Origin of the sequence: Streptomyces sp. NPDC090445, assembly GCF_044769385.1 — a bacterium.
Taxonomy (GTDB): domain Bacteria; phylum Actinomycetota; class Actinomycetes; order Streptomycetales; family Streptomycetaceae; genus Streptomyces.
Genome location: NZ_JBIVXV010000013.1, coordinates 1 through 19,882 on the forward strand (window position 1 = coordinate 1; position 19,882 = coordinate 19,882).

Consider the following 19,882-nt stretch of genomic DNA (forward strand, 5'->3'; position numbering starts at 1 on the left):
GCCCATTCCGTCAGATTCACGCTCTGACAACGACACTCACTCATACATGGTTACGCTCACTTACCCGACTTCAAGGGCCAACAGGTGGAGACCCCTCCGGATCCTTGGCCCGCTGCGTGCGCTGGACCTCGGCAACAACCTCCGCAATGGCCTCCAAGGCCTTCGTCCGCTCGCTCATGGCACCGATCGTGCCGCCTCAAGTGTGGTTGAGGTCAAGGGATGTGATCACATGTCGGTATGACCCGCACCAAGAGTCTCTACCTGCTCTGCTCCGCAGCCCCGCCCGTCTTCGATGTGGCCCACGTGATCGAGGACGCGCAGGCCCGCGGCTGGGACGTCTGCCTCGGCCTCACCCCCATGGCCGCCCACTGGATCTCCCAAAGCCTCGACGGCCTGGCGGCTCTGACCGGCCACCCGGTGCGCTGGCAGTACAAGCTCCCCGGCGACCCCGACGTCTGGCCGGCCGCGGACGCCCTGCTCTTCGCTCCGGCGACGTTCAACTCGCTCAACGCCTGGGCCCTGGGGCTGACCGACAAGTTCGCCCTCGGCGTTGCCGCCGAGGCCGTCGGCAAGGGCACCCCGGTCGTCACGATGCCCTGCACCAACGCCGCCCTCGCCGCCCACCCGCAGTTCGAGCAGTCCCTGGCCACCCTGCGCGGGGCCGGCGTCACGGTCCTGTTCGGCGAGGACGGCTTCGTCCCCGGCCCGCCCGGCGTCGACGCCCCGCCGCACTTCCCGTGGCAGCTGGCCCTGGACTCGGTGGACGCCACCCCCACCCGCGTGAGCCGGAACCATTAACGGCGTTAACACTCACCCACCGGTCCCGCTGTCACCACCCCCCGCCCCGTTAACGCCGTTAATACCCGGGGCGGGGTCGAGGCGGGGTCGGACCGGAATCGGAGGACCGGAGTCGGGGACATCGGGTAACCCACTGGCGGGGCCGCCGCACGTCTACCCCGACATGTGGGCCGACCCGGACGGCGATCCCCGCAACAACGAGGACAGCCCGGAGGGCGAACTCGCGACGCTCCTGGACTTCCTGAAGAACTACCGCATCACCCTGCGGATGAAGTGCGAGGGCCTGGATCCGGAGCAACTGGCCCGCCGGTCGGTTCCCCCTCGACGATGTCGCTGCTCGGCCTGCTCCGGCACCTCGCCGAGGTGGAACGGGACTGGCGCAACTGGCTCGACGACGCTGATCCGCTGCCGAAGCTGTACGGCGTGAAGGACGCGGACTTCCACGGGGCCGTCCCCGAGCAGGCCGTGGTCGACGCGGCGTACCGCGACCTGGAGCACGAGCAGGCCGCAACCGACGCCGCACTGGCCGGATACACGGACCTGGGCGAGCGCGTGGGGAAGGACGGAACCTCGATCCGCGAGCTGATGGTCCACAGGGTCGAGGAGTACGCCCGCCACTGCAGCCACGCCGACCTGCTGCGCGAATGCGTCGACGGAAGGGTAGGCCATTGGCGAGGCCCGGCCCGGAGCGTTAACGCCGTTAACGCCGTTAACGCTCCGAAGACGGCCGACAGGGCCGCTCAGGCAGCGCACCATGGAACTCGGCAGGTGTGGGGCTCCGTTCCCTCCGGGCACAAGCCCTTGATCACTGCCTTGCGGATCGCCCGCCATGTCCGCAGGGAACACTCCAGGCGGACACGTAGCTCGACCGCTTCCCGCTCGCCGCTGTTCTGACCGGGGTGCTCGATGGCCCACTGTTCCGCCAGGAGCTCGTACGCTTCGGCGGTCGTCAGGCGGCTGTGAGCAAAGGTGCGTGCGATGTCCGCCTGGACGATCCGGGCGCTCCGACGAGCAACCGTCCGGTCGACGAGTTCCCCGACCGATGCCAGCCCCTGCTCGTCCGCGTACAGGCCGAACCTCAGAATGCGCGTCTTCATGATCGCGGAACCTACCGACCCTCAGCCCTTCGGCGGAAGCGAGAGGGCGGTGGTGAACCAGTCGTGTACGGGAGCGAGGGTGGGTGATGCCGGCCAGCCGTTGACCGCTGCCACGAGGTTCCAATACTGCGCAGCGAGGGGCTCGGAGCTGGTCTGCAGGCGGGTGAGGAGCCAGCGGCGCAGGTCGCCGTCACCGTCACCGGCGTTCGCGAAGGCGTGGCCGTAGAGGTCGCTCAGCGCTCGCGCGCGAGGAGTGACCGCGGCGGAGGCGGGGAGGAGGCCCGCGGTTACCGCTTCGTCGATGCGTTCGAGCAGTGCCCGATTGAGGCCTTCGTGCAGGTTCTCGATGTCGTCGCTGGTGGCGAAGTCTGCCGCCTGCGCCTCGGCGCCACGGCGTACTGCCGTCCGGAACGGCGCGCTCTGGCAGAGCTCGGCGAGCTCCACCCAGGCTTCGACCTGCTCGGGCGTGGGATCGTCGGGGAGGTCCGGCAGGGTCGTGCGCAGAAGGGCCTCGAGTTCGGGGTGGGCGTGGGGCTCGGCAAAAGTGGCGTCGACGAAGTCGGCGATCAGCTGGTGTCGTTCGGTGCGGGAGAGCATGGCGAGTCGGTGCATGAGGCTGATCTCCATGGGAGTGGGTCCGCGTCGGGCGACTGCGCGCAGTACGCTCCGGCGCAGGCGCAGGGTCTGGATTTCCACGTCGAGGGCATCGGCGTGTGCTTCCGCGACATCGGCGAAGGATGCCTTCCGGTCCAGCACCTTCCGTACGGCCGACAGGTCCAGTCCGAGGTCGCGCAGCGTGCGGACCAGGTTCAGTCGTGCCAACGCGTCGACGTTGTAGAGCCGGTAGCCTGCCGGGCTCCGGTCGGTCGGGGGAGCGATGTCCTGGTCGGAGTAGTACCGGATGGCCTTCACCGTCAGGCCCGTCAGGCGGGACAGGTCCCCGATGGAATAGAGCGTGTCGCGGTCCATGCCCCAAGTGTGGAGTCTCCCCCTACAGGAGACTCAACGGTGCGCAGCCGAAGCCTCGCCCGCCGACCATTAACGCCGTTAACGCCCACCACCCCAAAGCCCACCCGCCCCAAACCCGCCCCACACCGTTAACGCCGTTAACGCCCACCGCCCCAATGCCCGCCCGGCCCGAACCCGGCCCGCCACCGTTAACGGCGTTAACGCCGAGCCTCCCCGGACCTCTCTCGCCCCTGGGGGCGCCCTCAAACCGTTAACGCCGTTAACGCCAGGCCCAGAACCAGCCGGACGCAGACGAAGTCCGTGCGCAGCACGGGCCGGACCGTTAACGGCGTTAACGGTCCGGCCCGAACCCGCGCCACAGGCGCCCCGTACCGGCGGGGTCTGGGGCAGAGCCCCAGTTTCGGGAAGGGGCGGGTAGGGGAACAGCCCCGCAGGACCCACGCACACCGAGCCAGCCCGCAGCCCGGGGCCGGGCCGGCCCCAGACCATTAACGGCGTTAACGCCCGACCGCCGCCCAGACCACTCGGACCGCAGGCCAGCCGACACCGCCGACACCATTAGGGTCTGTCCGGCGGATCATGCCGGGCGGCCCCGTCGGCGCTGAATCGCTGTAGCGACCTGCCGGACAAGGAGCTGGGTGGAGCAGGGCGGGTCCGTCGGTAATTACCTCGACATCGGTCGCGGTGATCGGGGACGCTTCACGCGATGACCAGAATCGACGACACGCCGCCCGCGTGGGACGAGCGCACCCAGCTCACCACGTTCCTCGACTACGCACGTGACACCGCCCGCGCCAAGTGCGCCGGCGTCTCCGCGGAGAACGCACGCAAGGCACTCCTGCCGGGCTCACCCCTGATGACCATGAGCGGAGTGATCAACCACCTCCGCTGGGTCGAGTACTACTGGTTCCAAATGGTCTTCCTCGGCGAGGAAGACCGGGGCCCCTGGACCGAGGAGGACCCCGACCGCGAGATGCGTATCGCCGTCAACTTCCCGCTCACGCAGTTGCTCGACGAATACGCCGAACAGAGCGCCCGCTACCGCGAACTGGTCGCCGGGAACGGCCTGGACAAGCAGGCCCAGCGAGCCGTCCGCAACGGCCTCCACGTCGACCTGCGCTGGATCCTCCTCCACCTCATCGAGGAGACGGCCCGCCACAACGGTCACCTGGACATCCTGCGCGAGATGCTCGACGGCACGACCGGCGACTAGGGCGCGTATTTGGTCGTGATCAAGCGGTGGTTCTGGTGAGGTCTTTGATCCAGATCATTGCGCCGCGAAGGTGGAGGCCGGCGAGGTAGCTCGCGGGAGTCTTGTCATAGCGGGTGGCGATGCCTCGCCAGGCCTTCAGCTTGTTGATCAGGCGCTCGACGGTGTTCCGGTCCTTGTAGAGCTCGGCGTCGTGGCTGACGGGTCGGCCGCCCGTGCTGCCCTTCTTCTTGCGATTGGCGGTCTGGTCGGCCTTCTCCGGGATGACGGCCTTGATGTGGCGTTTTCGCAGGTGATTGCGGTTACCTCGGGACGAGTAGGCCTTGTCCCCGGCGACCGCGTCGGGCCGGGTTCGGGGACGGCCGACCGGCCCACGGACCCGGACCTTCCGCAGCACGGGGACGAACTGCGGGCTGTCGGCGGCCTGCCCCTCGGTCAGCACGAAGGCCAGCGGGCGGCACCTGCGCTCGCCGGCGATGTGGACCTTGCTGGTCTGCCCGCCTCTGGAGCGTCCGAGCAGGGCGGCCTTCAGGCGGAGCTTGCGCCGACGTCGGATGCGCCGCTCTTCCCGTTCCGGGTCGTCCTGCTCGTCTTGTTCCGGCGGGCCTCCCCCTTTTGCCGGGCCTTCTCCGCCTCCTCGGCCGCTTTCTCCAAGGCGGCCAAGGCGTCGGGCTCCAGGTGCATCCCGGCAGCGTCATGATGGGCCCGGACGGTGGTGGAATCCACGCTCACCAGGGACAAGTCCACCTCACCGCGCTTGGCGGCCTCCGCGATCGCGCCCTCCAGCACGGCCTCGAAGACGCCGGCGTCCCTCCACTGCCGGAAGCGGTTGTGGACAGTCGACCAGGCACCGAACTCCCTGGGCATCTCACGCCACTGGCTACCGGTCTTGAAGTGCCAGATCACGCCCTCGAACTGCTGGCGCAGCCGCTCGGGGTACGGGCCGTACTCGCCGATCGGCAGATACGGCTCGATGAACTCCCACTCCGCATCAGATAGTTGCACTCGCGTCACGGAACACGGTCTACCGGGTCAGGCCGCGCCGCGAGGGCATCTTCCCAGAATGATCACAACCGAATACGTGCCCTAACGGCGTTAACGCCCGACCGCCGCCCGGACCACTCGGACCGGAAGCCAGCCGACACCGCCGACACCATTACTGACTTCGGCTCTTCAGGGTGACGTTGGGTCGTCGAGGGTCAGGCCGGTGCCGGCTATGAAGCCGTCGAGGGTGTCGGGCCGGTACTGGAGGCGTTTGAGGCGGTTGCGGACGAGGGCTTCCAAGCGGTCGAGGGCCATGACGGCGAGGTTGGCCAGGCTGCGCTTGACGTGCGCCCACACGCCCTCGACCGGATTCAGGTCGGGTGAGTAGGCGGGCAGCAGGAACACCGTCAGCCACTCACGGTCGTCGATCAGCTGCCGCATCCTGCGCGAGACGTGGGTGTTGAGCCGGTCCCAAACCAGCACGATCGGCGCCCTGACCAGCTGATGGACACCGTCGACCAGTGCGATGAAGTCCCGCTCGCCCATGCTGCGGCGCTTGCCCTTGCCCGCGGGGTGGGTCCGCAGACGATGGCGCAGCCGGGTCCGGGAACCTGGCCGCATGGCGATCAGCCCGGCCACCGACAGCCGTCCCGAGCGGCGCCCGCTCACTGTGACGACCGGGGTGATACCGCGCCGGCCCCAGGTCCGTCCCCTCGGCGGCCGTCGGGTGAAGCAGGCTTCGTCCTCGAAGCAGACGTAGCCCCCGCAGGCCGCCCTCGCCCTTTTACCTCCGCCCAGGTCGCCTCCTTCCAATCGGCGACGGCCTGTTCATCCCGTTCGGCGACCCGCCGTGCGGGAACCTGCGGGGAGAAGCCGAGCCGGTGCATCAACCGAGTGGCACCGGAGACGCTGTAAGAGGCGTGGAACTTCCTGCCGATCAGCGTGGCCACCCTTGATGCGGTCCACACCTGGTCCTCCACCCAGCCGTGCGCTGCCGGCCCCTCCTCCCAAAACCCCGCCGGCTTCTGAAGGCAGTACGGCGACAGCCGGCATCTCGATCCACTCGGTCCGCGCGAGGACAGAGCCGTGACTCCGCCGTCCCGCCACAGCTGATGCCACTGGTAGGCCGACTTCCGGCTCACCCGCAGTTGGCGCGCGACCTCCACGGGCTTGATCTTCTGCTCGAACAGCTCAGCCGCCTGCATCCGCACGGTTTCACGGCGCTGACGTCCCACAGCGGTCAGCCCGACCCCATCCGCGTATCTCACACACCACGGGATACAGCCACCGAGCCAAATCCTCAGCCACTTCGCAACGAATCACCCTGACGAGCTGAAGTCAGTAACGGCGTTAACGCCCGCCCCTCCCCGCCCCCTCAACCTCCGCACCGCCGCCCCGGATCCGGCCCCCATTTCCCGGCGACCGCGACACCCAGCACCGCCGGTGCCCACCACCACTCGCCGCCTCCGACGGGCAGCCCCGTACCCGTCCTGAGCCCGCTCCCCACGAAGAACAGAGCGGCAGCAGCACCGGCGCCGCGAGCTCCGGCATCCGCTCCGGCGCCGGCGCCTCCACCACCGCCACCCGCGGCAGCACCGCCCCGAACACGAACGCCCCGAACAGCGCGTGCACCCCCTCCGCTTCCGTGGCGTACGCCGCCAGGCACAGCTGCTGTACAGCCCCACCTCCGCTCCGGGTCCCGCGGTGGAGCCGCCTCACCGTTCCACCGCCCGGGGGAGCAACGGCCGCACCCCCCACCACATCGCCGCGAGGAACACCCTGGCGAGCGTTGTGGTGCCGACGGTCTCCCAGCCGCTCCCCGCTCCCGCGGAACCGGCTGTGGCCGCCACCAACGTCAGCAGGCCACCACGTCGGCCACCGCCGCACATGCCATCGCCACCGTTCCCACTGGCGTCTCGTGCAGCTGCTGATCCGCCAGGTTCCGTGCCAGCACGGGGAACGCGGTCACGCCCAGCGCGACGGCCACGAACAGCGCGAACTCCCCCGCCCCACCTCCTCCGGCGCGAACGACCCGTACATCGCCAGTGCCAGCAGGGCCCCCAGCCCCCACGGCACCCACAGGCTCGCCTGGCTGACGGCAGCGACGGCCCGAGCACGATCCCCGCCAGGATCTCCCCCACCACGGCGGGTTGCCTGAGCCAGCCCTGCGCACCGCGGCGCCGGCGATCCCGCATGCGAGCACCACCACGGGTACGGCAGCGGGCACTGCCTCAAGCGGTTCATGTATCGCCCCGCCACCGCCCCGGGCTTCCGCCCGCATCTCCGCGCGGCAACGAACACCCCCACGCTTCCGGGGGGTCGGCGTTAACGCCGTTAATGCCTGACCGGCCGAGCCGACGGGTGCCGGCCAGGCAGGTCTTGCCGCTTAGGATTCCGGAATGGAAATCGAACTGAGTTACGACATGGACGAACTGATCGAGCTGCAGGAAGCGGCCGACGATGCGCATGCCGTGGTGAAGCGCCTTCAGGAGGAACTCGGCGGTGTTCAGAAGTGGACCGACGAGCAGCACGTGGCCTGGCGGGACGCGTGGGAGGACTGGCGTGCGGTCTGGGAGCCGCTGGACGACGCCCTGACCCACCACGCGGAGGCGTTGGGTCTGGACCGTGACGAGCTGGAGGCCGCGGTACGGCAGGCTGCCGGCGTCCCGCTGCCGGTCGAGGACTGACGGGCGGCGGCGGCACCCACGCCGCCGCCCCGCTCCACGGAGATTCACCCTGACGGGCCGAAGTCGGTAACGCCAACTCCCTCAGCCCCTGCCCGCGCAACTACATTGGCGGCAGCCCGGCAACCCGGGCAACCCCGACAAACAGGGGCGGGGCGCCACTCCCCCGCGGCAGAACCGGTGCGTTCGGCACGCCGGAGGCCGACACTGCACCCAATCCGTTAGCAAAACCCAAGCGTGGCGCCCGCATCCGCCTCAGAACGTTAGTAAAGTCCCTCTCATGACTTCGCCTTCCTCTCAGAGCGACCGCGAGAAGGTCGTCTCCAAGCTGCCCCCGTGGCTCCGCCAGGAGTTGAAAATCCGCACCGCCCAACTCCGGGTGGACATCCAGGACGCCGTCCACCAGGGCATCGCCCACTGGAGCGCGCTCGCGTCCGCCCCTTCCCCGGTCGACACCTCGGGCGCCGAGTCGTTCTCGACCTGGCTGCCCGCCGGCCAGTGGGAGTCCTTCCGCGCCGATGCCAAGGACCGCGGTGTCTCTCTCATCCAGGGGCTGGCCCAAGCCGTCCGCCTCTGGCTGGAGATGAACCCGGCCCCCACCGTCAAGCGCCCCTCGGTCGTGCGCCGCATCGTCGTGTGCAACCAGAAGGGCGGCGTCGGCAAGACTGCCGTCACCGCCGGCACCGGCGAGGCGCTGGCGGAGGACCCCGACGTCCTCCACCCCGTCCGCGTGGCCCGCCAACTGGCCCGCCGCTCCTCCGAGGAGGAGGCTCCCCTCCACCCGGACGCCGCCACCCCGCCCCTGGACCTGGAGGACCTCCCGGGCCTCGGCATGCGCGTCCTGCTGGTCGACTTCGACCCCCAGGGCCACCTCACCAAGCAGCTCGGCCACCACCCGCTGCCCATCGGCGGCGACAGCCTCACCTGCCACATGGCCGGCGAGGCCAAGGGCCCGCTCGCCGATCTGGTCGTCCCCATCGAGCACGACCGCTTCGGCGACCGCCTCCACCTCCTCCCCGCGTGCACGGACGCCTTCCTCCTCGACGTCCGCCTGTCCACCGTCCGCGCCCGCGAGGCCTCCCTCGAACGCGCCCTCGCCCCGGTCGAGTCCGACTACGACGTCATCCTCATCGACTGCCCCCCGAGCCTGGGCCTGAGCATGGACGCCGCCATCTACTACGGCCGGCGCCGTGAGACCGAGCAGCAGGGCGCATCGGGCGCACTGATCGTCGTCCAGGCGGAGGACTCCTCGGCCGACGCGTACGACCTCCTCACCTCCCAGATCAACGACCTCCGCGACGACCTCAGCCTCGACATCGACTACCTCGGCCTCGTCGTCAACCTGTACGACGGCCGGCGCGGCTTCATCGCGACCTCCTCGCTCCAGGCCTGGATGGACATAAAGGATCCGCGTGTCGTCGCCGTCGTACCGGACCTCAAGGAACAGCGCGAGGCCGTCCGCATGAAGCAGCCCCTCTTCGTCTACGCCCCCAAGGGCGACCAGGCAGTCGCCCTGCGCGCCCTCGCCCGGGAGATCTCATGAGCAGCAAGGCCGAAAAACTCGGAGTCTCGGCGTCCTTCGCACGGGCCCAGCCCGTGAGCGTCAGCTCCCGCCGGGCGGCCATCGCGGAGGCCACCGGAGCTCCCACCTCCGGTGTGCTCCCGCCCTCCGAGGTGCCGATCGAGGCCCTCGCCCACAACCCGTTCAACCTCCGCGAGGACCTGACCGAGCTCGACGAGCTGGCTCAGTCCCTCGCCTCCCGGGGCCAGCTGCAGCCCCTCGCAGTCGCCACCCGCATGGCCTTCATGGAGGCGCACCCCGGGCAGACGGAGGGCCTGGGCCGCGCCCCGTACGTGGTCATCGACGGCAACCGCCGCCTGGCCGCGGCCCACCTGGCGGGCCTGCGCACCCTGCACATCCACGTCAACGACGCCCTCGCCGCGTCGGCCGCGGACATCCTGGAATCGGCGCTCATCGCGAACGTGCACCGCGTGGACGTGGCCCCCATGGACCAAGCCCGCGCCCTCCAGGAGCTCGTGGAGGTGCACGGCTCCCAGGCTCAGGTCGCCAAGCGCCTCGGCAAGACCCCGGCCTGGGTCTCCCAGCGGCTGACCCTGCTGAATCTGACCCCGGCCCTCCAGGAGAAGGTCGACACGGGCGAGCTGAAGGTGGAGCCGGCCCGCCGCATCGGCCGCCTCCCTCAGGAGCAGCAGGAGGCGGCGGCTTCGGAGTCCATCAACGCCCCCGCGCCGCCCCGCCAGCGCTCGACCCCGGCACCCCCGCCGCCGGCACCCGCCCCCACGCCGACACCGGCACCGGCACCGACACCGGCCCCGGCGCTCGCGCCGCCCCCCGCACCCGCGCCGCCCGCCTTCCCTGCGGCCGCTTCGGTCCCTGCGGCGACCACACCCGCCACCCCCCGCATCATGATCGCCACGGACTCCCCGGAAACGATCGCGGACGCCCTGACCGCCCACCTCACCCCGGACGACCTCAAGGCCGTGACGGAACTCCTGATCACCCGCATCTGAGGCGGGGCGGAGGGAGCAGCAGCAGCACCACCACGCCGGGGGCGCTGACGGCATTAACGCCGTTAACGCCCCCACGTGTGTTCGGCGGGGCGGATTCCCGCAGGGAGGCGTTAACGGCGTTAACGGTCGAGGACAGGGACCAGTGGAGAACCGGGGTGGAGACCCGGGGAGACCCGGAGGGACCGGGGGAGAACCGGGGAGACCCGGAGGAACCGGGGGAGACCCGGGGAGACCCGGAGGAACCGGGGGAGACCCGGAGGGACCCGGAGGAACCGGGGGAGACCCGGAGGGACCCGGAGGAACCGGGGGAGACCCGGAGGGACTCAGCCGGGCGCAGCCGGACGTACAGCGAACAGGCACTCTCAGGGGGCCCGGAGGGACTCAAAGGGTCCGGAGGGACTGAAGGGACCGAAATTCGCCATTGGCTTCAGGCACTATCCGGCCACCCCATCCGGCCACCGTCCGGGCAGCCACATGCGGCCCCTGAAGCGGAACAACAGGCATGCGCCCACCGCGGCGCAGCACAGGAGCAGGCCGAGGAAACCGGAACCGGAGAGGGTCCGAAGGGACCGAAGGGACCGAGTCAGGCAACTGTCGGCGCGGACGCGGACAGCCCGCGCTGCGAGCGGACGGTCTTCTTGCCGACCTGCCGCGGCGCGATCGTGCGGGGGTCCACTGCCTCGCCCGGCGCGCCTTCCTTGTACAGGCCGTGCGGCTCGGCGTCCCGGTCGTGCGGCAGCAGGTAGAACACCCGCCGCTTCTGCAGGCCGCTGTCGGGGTCCGCCTCCGCGGTGTCGCCGAGCTCGGTGAAGCCGATCATGCGCCCGTCACGGTGGTAGCGCGGCTTCCCCCGGCGCCGGGGGGTCTTGTCCAGGGCCTGGCGGACGTAATCGAGCTCTGCGGGGTCCTCTAGCCACACCACTTTGTCCTCGTGGGTGAGATCGCTTGCCGTCAGTAGCGAGCTCATGGCCTGGATCCTTCCTCGTTCACGTCGGCCCTTGCGGGCCCTCGATTCCTCCACGCCGCGAGCGGCGCCGATGCCGATGGCGATATGCGGCAGCGCTCTGTGGGCCACCGCCGGATGGTGGGTCTGTTCATCTTCCTTGTCCATCGTAGGCGTGCCCACCCCGGGGAGGCAGCACACATCGGCCGATCACGTCGCGTTTGCCCGGTTTGCGTGGTGCGGTGTCTACTCCTCGTCGGCCAAGAGAGCCAGACCGGGGTAGAACTTCTGCCCGTTCGAGCGCAGCATCTCACTGGGTGAGGCCACACCGACCTCCGCGCGGATGCGTGTGGCGAACGCGCGGGTCGTGGCCGGGCGCAGGCCCTCGCCGTCCTGGCACCAGGCACTGTAAGCCCGGTAGAGGGCTCCCTGCTCCACTTTCAGATCACGTGAATCGGGCAGGTCCGCCCCAGTGGTGCAGCATTCCACAAGGAACCGCCCGATGTGGTCCTCGGTGGTGGCGTAGGCCTGGGTGGCGGTGCGGACCACGCTGGGCCCGGTCAGGGCCGGCTTGGTCGCGAGGTAGGCCTTGGCTCCCTGGATCATCCAGTGCAGGATGCCCGGGCCCTCCTCCTGGACGAGTGCCTCCGCCAGGTTGTCGATCTTACGGTGGTCGGGTACGACCCGCTCGAAGGGGATCAGCCGGATCCGCCGCCAGAAGGCGTGGCCGCCGGTGCCGACCTCGGGGCGGTGGTTGCCGAGCAGCCACAGCTTGTGGGTGGGCTCGAAGCTGAAGAAGTCCTGCCGCATGCGGCGCGCCTTGAGGCGGTCGCCGCCGGTGAGGAGCTTGACTCGGGCCTCGTCGAACTTGTCGTGCGGCTTGAGCTCGCTGCACACGAACAGGCGGCGCCCGTGGAGCTCCGTCAGCTCGGTGGAGTGCTCGTTGAATTTGCCGCGCTCCATGAGGAATCCGGGCGGGGCGACGTCCGCGTAGTCGCCGAGGATCTTGATGACGACGTCGAGGAGGGCCGACTTGCCGTTGGCGCCGACGCCGTACAGGAAGGGCAGGACCTGGCCGCCGACGTCGCCGGTGATGGAGTAGCCGAGCAGGAGATGAAGGAAGTTGATCATCTCCTTGCCCTTGTCGTCGTCGCCGAAGGTCTGGTGGAGGAAGTCGTGGAACCTCGGGGTCTGCATGGCCTCGGGGGCCAGGTACGTGGCGCGGGAGTGCAGGTCCCGGGTGGGGTCGGGCTTGTGCAGGTCGCCGGTGCGCAGGTCCACGACGCCCGCCGGGGTGCACAGGGCGTACTTGTCGCCGTCGAGGGAGTCCGGGTCCAGGGCGAGTTCGGGGGAGGCCTTGGCCTGGGCGAGCATGGCCTTCACGCCCGAGGTGGACATGGCGCGCTTGCGGTGCTGGGCCAGTTCCCGGTCGGTGAAGACGCCGCGCGGGTCGTGGCCGGGCAGTTCCTCCGCCATCTCGCCGGCGGCCCAGATCGCGGCCTTCTCGCCGCCGGTGCGCTTCCACCGGTACTCGTCCCACACGTACCAGCCCAGTCCCTCGACGTGGCGGAACCGGTCGTGGTGGAGGTGCGCGAACAGCTTGGCGTTGCCGCGGTCGGTGAGGTTGCGCAGCAGTCCGACGGAGATGAAGTCGCCGCCGGCGGCCGCTGCCGGGGCCGCGGTCTGCTGCGCGGGCAGGCGGCGCCGGCCGCCCCGCCGACCGGGCTTGGCGGTGTCGGCAGGCGGGGCGTCCGCGGGCGTGTCGGCCGGGGTGCCGGCGGAGCTGTCCGTGGTGAACGCGGCGAGCTGTTCCGCCGCGGCCTGGGCGTTGAACCCCGTGCTTCCGGCGTTGCTCATGGGCGTTCCTCGGTGTGGATGGGTCGGTTGCTTCCGGCGCGCAGCCCTGTTTCGACGATGAGGCGGTTCCGGCGCGGCTGGTGGGGGCGTGCGTGGTCGGCGGCTTCGAGGAGCAGCCGGCGGCACTCCTCCGGGTCGAAGTGGCCCGTGGCCGCCAGCCCGCCCGCGGTGAACGCCGCCCGGTTGAGCTTCTCGCTGAACGCCGTTCCGGCAGGTCTGGCCGCGCAGGCCCGCACCTCGTCGACGAGCGGGGCCAGGACGCGTTCTCCGGCCCGCGCGCGCCCCTGAGGACCCCGAACATGCGGGAGTCTCTGACGGGCCGCCACAGGGCCGTCAGAGGGCTTTGCGGGGGCGTCCTCGACCGAGTGCCCGGTGCGGGCGAGTTCGGCCGTCAGCCACAGCGGCAGGGGCGCGGGGAGCCGTGCTCCGGGCAGCGCCTCGTACACACCGGCGGTCGTGCGCGTCGCGGGCGCCACGATGTATCCGCCGACCGCCCGGACGTCCACCTGCCAGGCGAGCGCGACCTTGGGGCTCGATCCGCTGGAGGACCGGAAGTGCGGACCGTCCTTGGCCGCCCGGTACCAGATGTGCATGCCTCCGGAGGGCGTACGGACGCGCAGGGTCGACGTGTCCTCGCAGGGGTTGGGCCGCGAGCGGTACGCGGCCAGCAGCGCCAGGGTGTCGAACCCGCTCTGCAGCCCGGTCAGGTCCACCCGGTCGTCTACGGGGATGCCCGGCAGCAGCCGCCCGCGGTCGGGCAGCGGGGCCGGGTGGGCGTCGACGTCGATGACCACGAGCCGGGCCGGGCCGCAGGAGACACCCGCGCCGAACCCGGGTTCGGCCTCCCACCACCGCAGCACCGTGGGCACGTCCGTGGTGGCGGCGTGGAAGCCGTGGCACCAGCGGCCCAGGGCGTGGCAGGGGCATTCCTGCGGGAGGTGCTGGCCGCCCCGGCAGTCGGGGCAGTTCGCGGCGGGAGTCTTGGTCCCCGGCGCCAGCGGGTGCACGGGGTGGCCCCTCCGGGCCAGCCAGACGGCCACGTCCCGCGCCGTCCTGCCACTCTCACCGTGTGGCAGGCTCTGGGAATGGACGGGCACTGGCTCTTCCTTGACGCATTGTGAGCGGCGGCTGCTCCGGTCCCGGGGCTGTTCTCCGAGGAGCGCTTTGACCTGCGCCTCAGGGACCAGAGGGACTGAAGATTCACTATGCCGGAGACTACCCCAGAGACTGCCGCAGCCAGGGATGCAATCTCCGCTGTATCGAAAGTTCAGTCCCTTCAGTCCCTCGGTCCCTGACATTTTCCAACCGGTTTGTCCGGGTAAGCCCTTCTCCGAAGCCAGTTCGCACCCGGGCGTGTCGCAACCGCACCCCTACGCCGGCCAAGGTTCCGGGCCCGCCCACTCCTTGGCACCGCCCGTAGCCGCCGGTCGTCGCAGCCTCCGCACAGACAGACCTGCCGGGCGGTGGTCGCCCCCTCCCCGCGTTCGGTCCCTGCGGCAGTCGGGGCCACAGTCCCTCGGTCTCTCTCGGTCTCTCTCGGAGTCGCTCGGTCCCTTTCGGTCCCTGCGCCGCACGAGACCCCCGAGGCGGCTCCGGAAGCGGTCCGTCCGCTCCAGGGTCTGAATCTGCTGGATTCGCGTTCAGTCCCTGCTCGTTCAGTCCCTGGAGAAAACTGCAGGTCACAGCCGTGTGTATCGAGCCTCAGGGACTGAAGGGACTCAGAATCACTATTTCCAGCCTTTACGTGCGTGCGTGTATGCGCGCCTGTAAGTAATCAGTAGGTATTACTGGAGTAGCGTGAGCAGCTCATAACTAGGGATTTGAGTCCCTTCAGTCCCTCTCAGTCCCTGCCCGAGCCGCTGACCTGCAGGTTTCTTCAGTGACCGAAGGGACAGGGACTGAAGGGTGCCCACCGGGCTTCAGTCCCCCGAGCCGGGGAGGGAGTACAGCGGGAGGGGAGGGCCGTCCAGGTCCCTGAAGATCGGGAAAGGGACTGAATGCCCCGCCGCGCATTCCTCCGGCGTATTCGACGGGGCCGGGATCCGGCGATCGGTCGCAAACACCGGGAGGGGGGCAAGATCATCTTTTCCCCGTCCAGGGGATGGCGTCCTGCCGGGGGTTCGAGCATGCCCATCGCAGGAGGCCGTGGGCGCCGACCGCGCCGCAGCCCGGCGCCGATTTCGTCCTGCCGGCCGAAGCCCTGGACGTCCCGGGCGGACGCGGGGGACGTCCAGGGGGAGTGGGCCCGCCCGCCCTGCGCCGCGCGCCCTACAGCTCGAACTCGACGTGTTCCAGGTCGGTGTACTCGACCAGCAGGCCCTGGGCCCGGCGCCCGCGGTCCTTGAAGTACGTCTCCTGCAGGCCCTCGGCGGCGATCTGCCGGAGCCGCTGCTCGGTGGCCCCGGCCTCCTGCGCTTCGAAGAGGCGGCCGGCGAACTCCGGCGGGAGCGCCACGGTGAGGTGGCGCAGGCGGGCGTCGTCGGTGGTGCCGGGAGCGGCGGTGTAGCCGAACCGGGCACGCGTGTCGATCATGATGCCGGCGGTGGTGGCCGCGGCCTTCCTCGCCCGGGCCCGGACCTGCGGCTGCCACCGCTGCCGGACCTCCCGCTCCATGCGGGCGGCGAGCTCCGGCCGGGGCCGCCTGATCTCGTCCTTCACGTACCGCTCGACGGTCCGCTGGCTGATGCCGAGCAGCCGGGCGACGTCCTTCGTGCGGCCCTTGTGCTGTTTGACGAGGTAGCGCATCTGCGCTCCGGCGCTCTTGGGGATCGGGCGGGTGAACGCCCGCTGCAGCGCTTCGTCGAGTCCTTCGCCGACCGTGGCCATCGGGATCCGCCTACTCTCCGCTGTCCTGGGCCGAGATCTGGCCGTCCTTGATGTACCGGGCCAGGTTCAGGTCGCTTCCGTACTCCTCGCGGACGCCTTCGGCCCACAGTACGGTCTGGGTGCCCTCGTGCTTGACCATGCCCGGGGAGACGCCCAGCTGGAAGCCGCCCTTGAGGGGCTTGCCGTCCTCGTAGGGCAGGACGTCGAGCGGGCCGGGCCCGTCGGAGGCGTACACGACGCAGTCGGACAGCACGGCGACCGGGAAGCGGCCGGTGGCGGCGGCGAGTTTGAGCATCTTGCGGTGCATGTTGGTCCGCGTCCGGGAGATGACGGCGGCGCGGATGTCCGGGCGCCAGGTCGGCCGCAGCAGCGCCGGCCAGGGCTGGCCCGGGCGCCAGCCGCCGCCCCGGGGGCGTTCGCGGAGCTTGCCGATGCCGCCCTTCACGGTCGCCTTGATCGCGGACAGGACCACCGCGAGGTCCGGGTCGACCTCCCGGTGCCGGGCCATCGCCTCCAGGAAGGCCTGCGGCTCCATGCCGGTGGTGACGCCGAGGTCGGCCATGGTGGCGACGTAGGCGTCGCGCAGCCGCTGGTACCAGGCGTCCAGGTACCGGCCGGTCTCCCTGCGCAGGTAGCCCTCGGCAGGCCGGACGTCGTACCCGAGCTCCACCGCGTAGGCGACGGTCGGGGTGGTGTACCAGGCCGGCCCCCGGGGGCGCTCGCCGGTCGGCGTGAACGGCGACGGCAGCCGCGGGTCGAGCTCCACGTGCGAGAGGTCGACCAGCCAGCAGCCGGGCACCTTCGCGTCGAACGCGGGACGGGTGACGTGCGTGGGCGCGCCGAGGCCGACGACGGCGCCGTTCGCGCCCGCGGCGAAGGCCATGTTCACGTCGACACCCACCACGTACGGCTTGAGGCACTCCTCGTCGGTGAGGGGCCGGGCCCAGTCGTACGCCTCCTCCATCAGGACCTCGGCGGGCCCGCGCTGGTGGAACCGGGGCAGGTGCGCGAGGAGCGGGTGCCCGTCCGGGGCCTCCGGCGGGGCGCAGTCCACCGGCTGGGAGCCGAGCGAGCCGGGGTTGTACTCGCTGTGGCGGCGGCCGTCGGCGTCGGGCCGGCCGGCCCGCGTCGGCGGGTGCAGGGCGGTCATCAGCTCCAGGCCGTTGACCGCGGTGGTCCCGCGCGGGGTGATGACCCGGTCGGCATACGTGCCCAGCAGCCGGGCGAGCTCGGGGGGCGGCAGCTGCGCGGCGTGGCCCCAGGAACGGCTGTCGAGGGCGTCCCAGCCCAGGATGCACAGCTGGACGGAGAACCGCTTGCCGCCCTGCGCGGGCCGGTAGATCCACGCCCACGGGCCGAGCCCGCGCCGCGTCAGCTGCCACTGCGCCCTCGCGAGCTGCCTGACGGCCTTGTGATCGTCCGGCAGCCGCCCGGTGTGCCGTTCCTCCTCGGACAGCCGGGACGGCAGCCCGTACCGCTCGGCGGCGGCATCGGTCAGCACGAGCACCGGATCGGCGTCCCACCCGTTGGGGTTGAGCCGCGCGGCACCGAGCCCGGACTCCGTGAGCGTCCACTCCACCAGTGCCGGGAGGGACTTGGCGGGTACGTCCAGTACGAGCCCGCCGACGCAGTACGCGACGACCCGCCCGTCGGCACAGGCGTCGACGACGGCCAGCGGCCCGTGCGGGTACCGCGCATCGGCCGCCACCGGGGAACCGGACGCCTCCCGCGCGCCTCGCGACGGCGGGGGAGACGCCACCGCGGGACGCGCGGCAGGCGCCGGGCGGCCGGCAGGGGGTGCGGGGCGGCGGTCGGCCGGCGCAGGGGACACCGGGGACACCGGCGGCGTCGGCGGTGCCGCTTCCGCGGCCGGGGCGACAGGAGCCGCCGGAGCGTCGGCGGGGGAGGGGACAGGAGCAGGGGAGGTGGCAGCGGCGGGGGAGGAGGAGGCAGTGGCGGGGGAGGGGGCAGGGGCAGTGCCCTCCGTCTCGGGGAAGCGCTCGGCCAGACCCTCCAGCAGCCGGGCGTACGCGGCACGCTTCGGCGGGCGCGGCTCGGTCCGGCCGGACTCCCAGCCGCTCACGGTCTCGCGCCGGGTCTTCAGCACGGCCGCGATCTGGTCCTGGCTCAGCCCGGCAGCCTCACGCAGCCGCTTGCGCTCGGCCGGCGGTGGCAGGGGATCCTGGGAAACCCGTTCAAGCAGCGCATCCACCGCGCTGAACAGCTCTTTCTCCGTGGACACAGAGATCACCTCCTCTCGGTACCCTATCTCAAACGCACATGGATCGCACGTGAATCACACGCGAATCGCATGGCCAGTGTCGTGTGAACCACGTGGGCGCGGAGGCCGGTGGCCCGTTTCCTCGGCGAGGGCACGGGCCACCGGGATCAGGGCGGCGGGGCCTCGGCTCAGGGCAGTGGGCGGTGCAGCCTCCGCACCGCGGCACTGCCGCCCGCACCGGTACTGCCGCCCGCACCAGTGCAGGCGCCGGTGGCACCCGGGAGCGGTTCGGCCGTCGTGCCCTGGCCCTTGCCGGTCAGGGCGATCCGGTAGATCTGGGCCAGGACCCCCCACGGCGTGTGCATCGGAGCGTCAACCACCTCGGCGGCCCAGCCGGTGTCCGCGCGTGCCACGACGGTCAGCCGCGACGGACGGTCAGCGGGAGCGAGCGGGCGCCGAACAGCCCCTCGCGGTGGAAGTCGTACGGCGCGCCCGGAGTGACCCTGATGTCCTCGAACCGGTCCAGCAGCATCTCCAGGGCGATCCGGCCCTCCAGGCGGGCCAGCGGTCCGCCGAGGCAGTAGTGGATGCCGTGGCCGAAGGCCAGCTGCGGGTTGGGGCTGCGCTTGGGGTCGAAGACCTCCGGGTCCGGGACGTGCCGCTCGTCGTGGTTGGCCGAGAGCAGGGACGCCATGACCATCCGGTCCTTCGGGACGGTCACCCCGCCGACGACGACCTCCCGGGTGGTGACCCGGGCCGCGACCGTGATCGGGGGCCGCATCCGCAGGACCTCCTCGATGACGCCGGAGAGCAGGGAGCGGTCGGCCCGCAGCGCGGCGGCGGTGTCGGGGTTCTCCTCCAGGCAGAGCACCGTGTTGCCGAGCAGCATCGACGTGGAGACGTGCCCGGCCATCAGCAGCAGCGCGCCGAACTCGACGATCTGGCGGTCCGTCAGCCTCTCGCCGGCGATCTCCGCGGTCACCAGCCGGGACAGCAGGTCGTCGCCCGGCGTCTCGCGGCGGGCGTCGACGTGCCGCTGGAGGTAGGCGTGCATTTCCTTGAGCGGCTCCTTGACCAGCCGCTCGTAGTCCTCGCCCGCCCCGTCCCCGAACTGCATCTCGACGGCGTCGTCGACCTGCATCGAGAGCATCCGGTCGGACCAGCCGCGGAACAGCTCGCGGTCCTCGGCCGGGACGCCCAGCAGCTCGGCGATCACGATCACCGGGAGCGGGTAGGCGAAGTCGCCGACCAGGTCGAACTCGCTGCCCTCGACCTTCTCCAGCAGTTGGCCGGCGAGTTCGGTGACGCGAGGCTCCAGGTCGGCCACGGTGCGCAGGGTGAACGCCTGGCTGACGAGGCTGCGCAGCTTGCGGTGGAGCGGCGGGTCGATGACGGAGAGGATCTCCTCGCTGAGCGCGCTGGAGTCCGGGCGCAGCCGGCTCAGGTCGGAGGAGAAGACGGCGGGGTCGGAGGTCACCGCCAGGACGTCGCTGTGGCGGTAGACGTGGAACACGCCGTACTGGTCCTCGTGGACGGGGTGTTCGTCACGCATGGTCCGCAGCCAGGCGAGCATCGCCTTGCCGCCGTCCGCCATGGACGGTGGTGCGGGAGGGGTCTGCTGGGCCATTGTCGGCTCCTTCGGTGCAGGGGGGCTGGCGGTGCGGGTGGGGGTGGGGGGCTGTCCGGTACGGGGCCGGGGCAGGCGCCGGGGCAGGGGCAGGGCGGGTTTGGGCGCGGGGCACGGTGCGCGGTGCGCGGGTT

The 19,882-nt window shown here is 70.9% G+C and carries 15 protein-coding genes and 3 pseudogenes; 6 read left to right on the forward strand and 12 right to left on the reverse strand.

Annotated features, from left to right (window positions below):
* The first annotated feature begins 237 nt into the window (after nt 1-237).
* Both ACIQUT_RS23515 and ACIQUT_RS23520 read left to right on the forward strand, forming a co-directional pair.
* A complete protein-coding gene (locus ACIQUT_RS23515; RefSeq protein ID WP_403565361.1) occupies nt 238-798 on the forward strand; it encodes a flavoprotein in 561 nt (186 codons plus the stop codon).
* 163 nt (nt 799-961) lie between these two features.
* Nucleotides 962-1,464 (forward strand): annotated as a pseudogene (locus ACIQUT_RS23520) (DinB family protein); the annotation flags it as partial.
* Between the two features lie 452 nt (nt 1,465-1,916).
* Here ACIQUT_RS23520 and ACIQUT_RS23525 read toward each other — a convergent pair.
* Nucleotides 1,917-2,864 carry a MerR family transcriptional regulator gene (locus ACIQUT_RS23525; protein WP_403565363.1) on the reverse strand — a complete coding sequence of 316 codons (948 nt, stop codon included), beginning with the start codon at nt 2,862-2,864 and terminating at the stop codon, nt 1,917-1,919.
* Between the two features lie 706 nt (nt 2,865-3,570).
* Between ACIQUT_RS23525 and ACIQUT_RS23530 the strand changes: the two genes are divergently transcribed.
* Nucleotides 3,571-4,077: a DinB family protein gene (locus tag ACIQUT_RS23530; RefSeq protein WP_403565365.1), complete on the forward strand. Its 507-nt coding sequence runs from the start codon at nt 3,571-3,573 to the stop codon at nt 4,075-4,077.
* 19 nt (nt 4,078-4,096) lie between these two features.
* On the opposite strand, the pseudogene ACIQUT_RS23535 reads toward ACIQUT_RS23530, so the two are convergent.
* The 4 genes and pseudogenes from ACIQUT_RS23535 to ACIQUT_RS23550 all read right to left on the reverse strand — a co-directional run bounded on the left by ACIQUT_RS23535 (nt 4,097) and on the right by ACIQUT_RS23550 (nt 7,045).
* Nucleotides 4,097-5,088, reverse strand: a pseudogene (locus ACIQUT_RS23535) (IS5 family transposase).
* Between the two features lie 159 nt (nt 5,089-5,247).
* Nucleotides 5,248-5,856 (reverse strand): transposase, encoded by a 609-nt coding sequence (locus tag ACIQUT_RS23540; protein ID WP_403565541.1) that lies wholly within the window; start codon nt 5,854-5,856, stop codon nt 5,248-5,250.
* Nucleotides 5,748-6,269: pseudogene (locus tag ACIQUT_RS23545) on the reverse strand (winged helix-turn-helix domain-containing protein); the annotation flags it as partial. The pseudogene ACIQUT_RS23545 and the gene ACIQUT_RS23540, both read right to left, overlap by 109 nt.
* Nucleotides 6,270-6,913: 644 nt before the next feature.
* Nucleotides 6,914-7,045 (reverse strand): hypothetical protein, encoded by a 132-nt coding sequence (locus ACIQUT_RS23550; protein WP_403565367.1) that lies wholly within the window; start codon nt 7,043-7,045, stop codon nt 6,914-6,916.
* 412 nt (nt 7,046-7,457) lie between these two features.
* Here ACIQUT_RS23550 and ACIQUT_RS23555 point away from each other — a divergent pair, with 412 nt between their 5' ends.
* From ACIQUT_RS23555 to ACIQUT_RS23565, 3 genes are all read left to right on the forward strand, one after another.
* Nucleotides 7,458-7,745 (forward strand): hypothetical protein, encoded by a 288-nt coding sequence (locus ACIQUT_RS23555; RefSeq protein ID WP_403565368.1) that lies wholly within the window; start codon nt 7,458-7,460, stop codon nt 7,743-7,745.
* Nucleotides 7,746-8,022: 277 nt separating this feature from the next.
* On the forward strand, nt 8,023-9,285 hold the full coding sequence (locus ACIQUT_RS23560) for a ParA family protein (protein ID WP_403565369.1): 1,263 nt from the start codon (nt 8,023-8,025) through the stop codon (nt 9,283-9,285).
* Nucleotides 9,282-10,274 carry a ParB/RepB/Spo0J family partition protein gene (locus tag ACIQUT_RS23565; protein ID WP_403565371.1) on the forward strand — a complete coding sequence of 331 codons (993 nt, stop codon included), beginning with the start codon at nt 9,282-9,284 and terminating at the stop codon, nt 10,272-10,274. The genes ACIQUT_RS23560 and ACIQUT_RS23565 overlap by 4 nt, the downstream gene beginning before the upstream one ends.
* 583 nt (nt 10,275-10,857) lie before the next feature.
* On the opposite strand, the gene ACIQUT_RS23570 is transcribed toward ACIQUT_RS23565, so the two are convergent.
* The 7 genes from ACIQUT_RS23570 to ACIQUT_RS23600 form a co-directional block, all read right to left on the reverse strand.
* Entirely contained in the window at nt 10,858-11,241 is a 384-nt protein-coding gene (locus tag ACIQUT_RS23570; RefSeq protein ID WP_179175019.1) for a DUF6009 family protein, read from the reverse strand.
* A gap of 222 nt (nt 11,242-11,463) precedes the next feature.
* Nucleotides 11,464-13,074 carry a phage/plasmid primase, P4 family gene (locus tag ACIQUT_RS23575; RefSeq protein ID WP_403565372.1) on the reverse strand — a complete coding sequence of 537 codons (1,611 nt, stop codon included), beginning with the start codon at nt 13,072-13,074 and terminating at the stop codon, nt 11,464-11,466.
* Nucleotides 13,071-14,114 (reverse strand): bifunctional DNA primase/polymerase, encoded by a 1,044-nt coding sequence (locus ACIQUT_RS23580; protein WP_403565373.1) that lies wholly within the window; start codon nt 14,112-14,114, stop codon nt 13,071-13,073. Before ACIQUT_RS23580 ends, ACIQUT_RS23575 begins: the two co-directional genes overlap by 4 nt.
* Before the next feature lie 1,228 nt (nt 14,115-15,342).
* Nucleotides 15,343-15,900 (reverse strand): telomere-protecting terminal protein Tpg, encoded by a 558-nt coding sequence (tpg, locus tag ACIQUT_RS23585; RefSeq protein ID WP_403565374.1) that lies wholly within the window; start codon nt 15,898-15,900, stop codon nt 15,343-15,345.
* 10 nt (nt 15,901-15,910) lie between these two features.
* Nucleotides 15,911-18,142: a telomere-associated protein Tap gene (tap, locus tag ACIQUT_RS23590; protein WP_403565375.1), complete on the reverse strand. Its 2,232-nt coding sequence runs from the start codon at nt 18,140-18,142 to the stop codon at nt 15,911-15,913.
* A gap of 167 nt (nt 18,143-18,309) precedes the next feature.
* Entirely contained in the window at nt 18,310-18,486 is a 177-nt protein-coding gene (locus tag ACIQUT_RS23595) for a hypothetical protein (RefSeq protein WP_403565376.1), read from the reverse strand.
* A 53-nt stretch (nt 18,487-18,539) separates the two neighbouring features.
* The gene (locus ACIQUT_RS23600; RefSeq protein WP_403565378.1) at nt 18,540-19,748 is read right to left on the reverse strand and encodes a cytochrome P450; all 1,209 of its coding nucleotides are present in this window, start codon (nt 19,746-19,748) and stop codon (nt 18,540-18,542) included.
* Nucleotides 19,749-19,882: the final 134 nt, after the last annotated feature.

Bases quoted from the DNA above. Each gene is read 5' to 3' on its own strand.
- ACIQUT_RS23555 (WP_403565368.1), top strand. From the start codon at position 7,458: ATGGAAATCGAACTGAGTTACGACATGGACGAACTGATCGAGCTGCAG.
- ACIQUT_RS23515 (WP_403565361.1), top strand. From the start codon at position 238: ATGACCCGCACCAAGAGTCTCTACCTGCTCTGCTCCGCAGCCCCGCCC.
- ACIQUT_RS23565 (WP_403565371.1), top strand. From the start codon at position 9,282: ATGAGCAGCAAGGCCGAAAAACTCGGAGTCTCGGCGTCCTTCGCACGG.
- ACIQUT_RS23595 (WP_403565376.1), bottom strand. From the start codon at position 18,486: ATGCACACGCCGTGGGGGGTCCTGGCCCAGATCTACCGGATCGCCCTG.
- ACIQUT_RS23560 (WP_403565369.1), top strand. From the start codon at position 8,023: ATGACTTCGCCTTCCTCTCAGAGCGACCGCGAGAAGGTCGTCTCCAAG.
- ACIQUT_RS23600 (WP_403565378.1), bottom strand. From the start codon at position 19,748: ATGGCCCAGCAGACCCCTCCCGCACCACCGTCCATGGCGGACGGCGGC.
- tpg (WP_403565374.1), bottom strand. From the start codon at position 15,900: ATGGCCACGGTCGGCGAAGGACTCGACGAAGCGCTGCAGCGGGCGTTC.
- ACIQUT_RS23530 (WP_403565365.1), top strand. From the start codon at position 3,571: ATGACCAGAATCGACGACACGCCGCCCGCGTGGGACGAGCGCACCCAG.
- ACIQUT_RS23525 (WP_403565363.1), bottom strand. From the start codon at position 2,864: ATGGACCGCGACACGCTCTATTCCATCGGGGACCTGTCCCGCCTGACG.
- ACIQUT_RS23575 (WP_403565372.1), bottom strand. From the start codon at position 13,074: ATGAGCAACGCCGGAAGCACGGGGTTCAACGCCCAGGCCGCGGCGGAA.
- ACIQUT_RS23570 (WP_179175019.1), bottom strand. From the start codon at position 11,241: ATGAGCTCGCTACTGACGGCAAGCGATCTCACCCACGAGGACAAAGTG.